We start from the raw sequence: 4,692 nt of genomic DNA, 5'->3' as shown, positions 1-4,692 counted from the left end.
CTGACCTTCGGCGGGCTGATGTTGCTCGGCGGCCGCCTCGGCGACACCATCGGGCGCAAGCGCACGTTCATCGTCGGCGTCGCGCTGTTCACCATCTCCTCGGTGCTGTGCGCCGTGGCCTGGGACGAAGCGACCTTGGTCATCGCTCGGCTATTGCAGGGCATCGGGTCGGCTATTGCATCGCCGACCGGTCTCGCGCTGGTCGCGACCACCTTCTCGAAGGGCCCAGCGCGCAATGCCGCCACGGCGGTGTTCGCCGCGATGACGGCAATCGGCTCGGTGATGGGCCTGGTGGTCGGCGGTGCGCTGACCGAGGTGTCGTGGCGGCTGGCGTTTCTGGTGAACGTGCCGATCGGGTTGGTGATGATCTATCTGGCCCGCACCGCTTTGCAGGAGACCAACAAGGAACGGATGAAGCTGGACGCGGCCGGGGCCATTCTGGCCACGCTGGCTTGCACCGCCGCCGTTTTCGCCTTCTCGATGGGACCGGAGAGGGGTTGGATTTCGCTGACCACGATCGGTTCGGGCGTGGTGGCATTGGCCGCCGCTATCGCCTTTGCCGTCGTGGAACGTACCGCCGAAAGCCCCGTCGTACCGTTTGACCTGTTCCGCGACCGCAACCGGCTGGTCACCTTCATCGCGATCTTCCTGGCCGGTGGCGTCATGTTCAGCCTGACCGTGTCCATCGGCCTCTACGTGCAGGACATCTTGGGCTACAGCGCGCTGCGCGCGGGCGTCGGCTTTATCCCGTTCGTCATCGCGATGGGAATCGGCCTGGGCGTGTCCTCACAACTGGTGTCCCGGTTTTCGCCACGGGTGTTGACGATCGGTGGTGGCTGGCTGCTGGTGGTCGCGATGCTGTACGGCTGGGCGTTCATGAACCGTGGCGTTCCCTACTTCCCCAACCTGTTGGCGCCCATCGTCGTTGGTGGCATCGGCATCGGCATGGCCGTCGTCCCGCTGACCCTGTCGGCCATCGCCGGCGTAGGTTTCGACCGGATCGGCCCGGTGTCGGCGATCGCGCTAATGCTGCAAAGCCTCGGCGGGCCCCTCGTGCTGGCCGTCATTCAGGCGGTGATCACCTCGCGCACGCTGTACCTGGGCGGCACCACCGGCCCGGTGAAGTTCATGAACGACGCGCAGCTGCATGCACTTGACCACGGCTACACCTACGGCCTGCTGTGGGTGGCCGGAGCGGCCGTCATCGTCGGCGGCGCAGCGGTGCTCATTGGGTACACCCCCGAGCAGGTCGCCCACGCGCAGGAGGTCAAGGAAGCGATCGACGCCGGCGAGCTGTAGGCCGCCGTCGGATCGCCAGCCGGCGCTATTCGTTGCCGCCCGGGAAGGCGGTGGTGATGGGCCAGGCGCCCAGCACTTTGTTCCATCGGGCGGCCATGACCGCGCTCTGGGCTAGGGCCGTCGCGGCGAACGCGCGGTCATCGGCGGTCTCGGCATGCTCGGTGACGGCCCGCCAGGCTGTCGCTGCGTCGTTCTCCATCCGCGCGGCCAGGCGCGCTGCATCAGCCGCGCTGCCGACCAGCATGGGCAACTGGTAGCCGGAGGCGGCGACTGGAGGAGTGATTCGTCGGGCGGTCAGCATCGCGATGACATCGTCGCGACGTTGGCGATGCTGGGTCAGGGCGTCCACCACCAGGTTGTTGACACTCGGGGGCGATAGCGCCGACACGATGCCGTAGCCGTAAATGGTCGAGTGCTCGACGGCAAGCGCTTCGCTCAGCGCGGCGTTGTCGGAGTCCTTACCAACCGGGGTGCGCTTGGGTGTCGCGACCGGGGTGGGTGCGTTGGGCTCAATGGAGGTCATATCGAAGGACCTCCGGGAACCAGCGCAACCATGTAGGACGCCATGCAGGAAGCGGCTATGGAGGCCAGCAGGCCCGCCCGGTAGCCCGATGAGGTGGCGACGAGGCGACTGGCACCCTCCGCTGAGGTGCGCAGCGCATCGATCACGTCCGATACCGGTGGCGGTGGTGGTGGTTCCGGCGGCGGGCCGGTTGGGCTGGGGCCAGTGCTGGTCGTCTCGCTCGGGGAGGTGGCGAGCTTGCCGGTGGCCCGGGAGATCTCGGTGGCCAGTGCGCGGGCATGCGCGGCGCGTTGGGTGGCGACTACGGCCAGCGCGGCAGCGATCTGCGGCGGGTTGCCGACGGCCGCCGCGGCGGCGGAGGCCAGCGCGCTATCGCGTCTGGCCTGGTCCAACGGACCTAGTAGCTCTTCAACCCCTGGGGTCTTGGACGGGGACTCGCTGCAGGCGGAGACGCACACCCCAAGCACAGCGAGAGCGGCACCACCGGCGAGCACACCGCGCCTGTTGATGACGGGTACTGCGCTGCGCACGCCCAACATCCTGCCATTGGGACCGGCGCAGGCACGATGAGGCACGATGAGGTGACCTTGACGACACGATCACGTCGTTATTCACGATTCCTGGCGTATCGTTGGCCATTGGATTCCGCCGACAACTCAAGATGAGGAGCTCGCCGTGAGCACCGGGCTACCTTCGCAGACACAGGTAATCGAGCTGCTCGGTGGAGAGTTCGCGCGTGCCGGTTACGAGATCGAGGACGTGGTCATCGACGCTCGGTCCCAACCGCCCCGGATTACCGTGATTGCCGACGGTGACACAGCCCTCGATCTGGACACCATAGCCACCCTGTCGCGTTCGGCATCGGCCTTACTGGACGGCCTGGATAACATCGCGGACCGCTACGTCCTCGAGGTCAGCTCGCCCGGTGTGGAACGACCGCTGACCAGTGAGAAACACTTCCGCCGCGCCCGCGGCCGCAAGGTTGAACTGGCCTTGTCGGACGGATCGCAGCTGACCGGTCGAGTCGGGCAGACGTGCGGCGACACGGTGGCGTTGGTGGTCCGCGAAGGCCGCGACTGGGTGGTGCGCGCGATCCCGCTTGTTGAAATCGTGAAAGCTGTTGTCCAGGTGGAGTTTTCACCACCTACACAAGCGGAGTTGGAACTAGCGACTGGGGTGGTCAGGGGGCAGGCCCGCAGAACGGAGGCCGGAGCATGAACCGCGCCGGCGACGATGCAGAGCGAAAGAGCGATGAAGAGGAGCGGCGCTGATGAACATCGACATGGCCGCGCTACATGCCATCGAGGTGGATCGGGGTATCTCGGTCAATGAGTTGCTCGACACGATCAGGTCTGCCCTGCTGACCGCCTACCGGCATACCCAGGGTCACCAGATGGATGCGCGTATCGACATCGACCGCAAAACCGGCGTCGTGCGGGTGATCGCCCGCGAGGTCGATGACGACGGCAATGTCATCAGTGAATGGGATGACACGCCGGAGGGTTTTGGCCGTATCGCGGCTACTACCGCGCGCCAGGTAATGCTGCAACGATTTCGCGACGCCGAAAATGAGCGCACTTACGGCGAGTTTTCCACCCGCGAGGGTGAGATTGTCGCGGGTGTGATCCAGCGCGACAGCCGGGCTAATGCCCGTGGACTAGTCGTGGTCCGGATGGGCAGCGAGACCAAGGCCTCCGAAGGTGTGATCCCGGCAGCTGAACAGGTCCCCGGCGAGAGCTACGAGCATGGCAACCGGCTGCGGTGCTACGTAGTCGGGGTGACTCGCGGGGCGCGGGAGCCGTTGATCACCTTGTCTCGCACCCACCCCAACCTGGTACGCAAACTCTTCTCGTTGGAAGTCCCGGAGATCGCCGACGGCTCGGTGGAGATCGTGGCGGTGGCCCGGGAGGCCGGCCACCGGTCCAAGATCGCGGTGACCTCCCACGTTCCGGGCTTGAATGCCAAAGGGGCCTGTATCGGTCCGATGGGCCAACGGGTCCGCAACGTGATGAGCGAGCTTTCCGGCGAGAAGATCGACATCATCGACTACGACGAAGACCCGGCCCGTTTCGTCGCCAACGCGTTGTCACCCGCGAAGGTGGTCTCGGTGTCGGTTATCGATCAGACTGCCCGGGCGGCCCGCGTGGTGGTTCCCGACTTTCAGTTGTCGCTGGCCATCGGCAAGGAAGGGCAGAACGCGCGGCTAGCCGCCCGGCTTACCGGGTGGCGTATCGACATTCGCGGTGATGCGCCGCCGCGCTCGGCGGGCCAGCCCGAACAGAATGCCAGCCATGGGGTGGCCCATTAACCTAGCGCAGCGGCCAGGGGGCGGGCTGGGCAATTTGGTTCGAGCGCAGCCCGGGTGGTTCTGACCAACGGCGCGGTAACGCTAGACTGAGCCGTGATCCAGCGTGAGCCTTCGGCTTCGGCCCATCACCACACCGATGGACCGGTGCGGACGTGTGTCGGGTGCCGAAAGCGAGAGCTGGCCGTCGAACTGCTTCGGGTGGTTGCGGTGTCAACCGGGAACGGCAGTTATGCCGTGATCGTTGACATAGCGAGTAGCCTTCCAGGGCGGGGCGCGTGGTTGCATCCCAACAGGCAGTGCGTGCAACAAGCGATTCGGCGGCGGGCTTTCACCAGGGCGCTGCGCATCGCCGGTTCACCGGACACATCCGCGGTGGTCGAGCACATAGAGTTTCTCAGTGCGCCCGATCGTCCCGGCAACAGAACAGGTAGCAAAGAATATGAGCACACCGTGAAGTCCCGATGACCCCCATCGCGATGCGTTACAGCTAATACCCGAGGCGCGGCCCACCACTGTCGCCTCATAGACAGGAGATGTAGTGGCAGGTAAGGCCCGCGTACAC

General features: G+C 65.7%; 6 protein-coding genes. 4 read left to right on the top strand and 2 right to left on the bottom strand.

Annotation, left to right across the window (positions count from 1 at the left end; genetic code table 11):
• Positions 1-1,299 (top strand): MFS transporter (locus tag AC2VOU_RS03010; RefSeq protein WP_486956026.1); only part of this gene is annotated, 1,299 nt, incomplete at its 5' end.
• Positions 1,300-1,324: 25 nt separating this feature from the next.
• Here the strand turns inward: AC2VOU_RS03010 and AC2VOU_RS03005 are convergent.
• Positions 1,325-1,822: a ferritin-like domain-containing protein gene (locus tag AC2VOU_RS03005; RefSeq protein WP_047315440.1), complete on the bottom strand. Its 498-nt coding sequence runs from the start codon at positions 1,820-1,822 to the stop codon at positions 1,325-1,327.
• Complete coding sequence (locus AC2VOU_RS03000; RefSeq protein ID WP_418001128.1) at positions 1,819-2,352, bottom strand: hypothetical protein; 534 nt, start codon at positions 2,350-2,352, stop codon at positions 1,819-1,821. The genes AC2VOU_RS03005 and AC2VOU_RS03000 overlap by 4 nt, the downstream gene beginning before the upstream one ends.
• A gap of 145 nt (positions 2,353-2,497) precedes the next feature.
• Between AC2VOU_RS03000 and rimP the strand changes: the two genes are divergently transcribed.
• From rimP to AC2VOU_RS02985, 3 genes are all read left to right on the top strand, one after another.
• Positions 2,498-3,040: a ribosome maturation factor RimP gene (rimP, locus tag AC2VOU_RS02995; RefSeq protein ID WP_047315438.1), complete on the top strand. Its 543-nt coding sequence runs from the start codon at positions 2,498-2,500 to the stop codon at positions 3,038-3,040.
• A 52-nt stretch (positions 3,041-3,092) separates the two neighbouring features.
• Entirely contained in the window at positions 3,093-4,130 is a 1,038-nt protein-coding gene (gene nusA, locus AC2VOU_RS02990) for a transcription termination factor NusA (RefSeq protein ID WP_047315437.1), read from the top strand.
• Between the two features lie 93 nt (positions 4,131-4,223).
• A complete protein-coding gene (locus tag AC2VOU_RS02985; protein ID WP_197079940.1) occupies positions 4,224-4,595 on the top strand; it encodes a YlxR family protein in 372 nt (123 codons plus the stop codon).
• The last annotated feature ends 97 nt before the right edge of the window (positions 4,596-4,692 follow it).

It is taken from the genome of Mycobacterium sp. TH-M25, assembly GCF_057473665.1.
Note: the sequence above shows the minus strand (reverse complement) of the source record. Positions and strands in the feature narration are given on the sequence as shown.

What these genes read in the sequence shown, in the direction of transcription:
- AC2VOU_RS03005 (WP_047315440.1), bottom strand. Translation starts at nt 1,822, where the DNA reads ATGACCTCCATTGAGCCCAACGCACCCACCCCGGTCGCGACACCCAAG.
- nusA (WP_047315437.1), top strand. Translation starts at nt 3,093, where the DNA reads ATGAACATCGACATGGCCGCGCTACATGCCATCGAGGTGGATCGGGGT.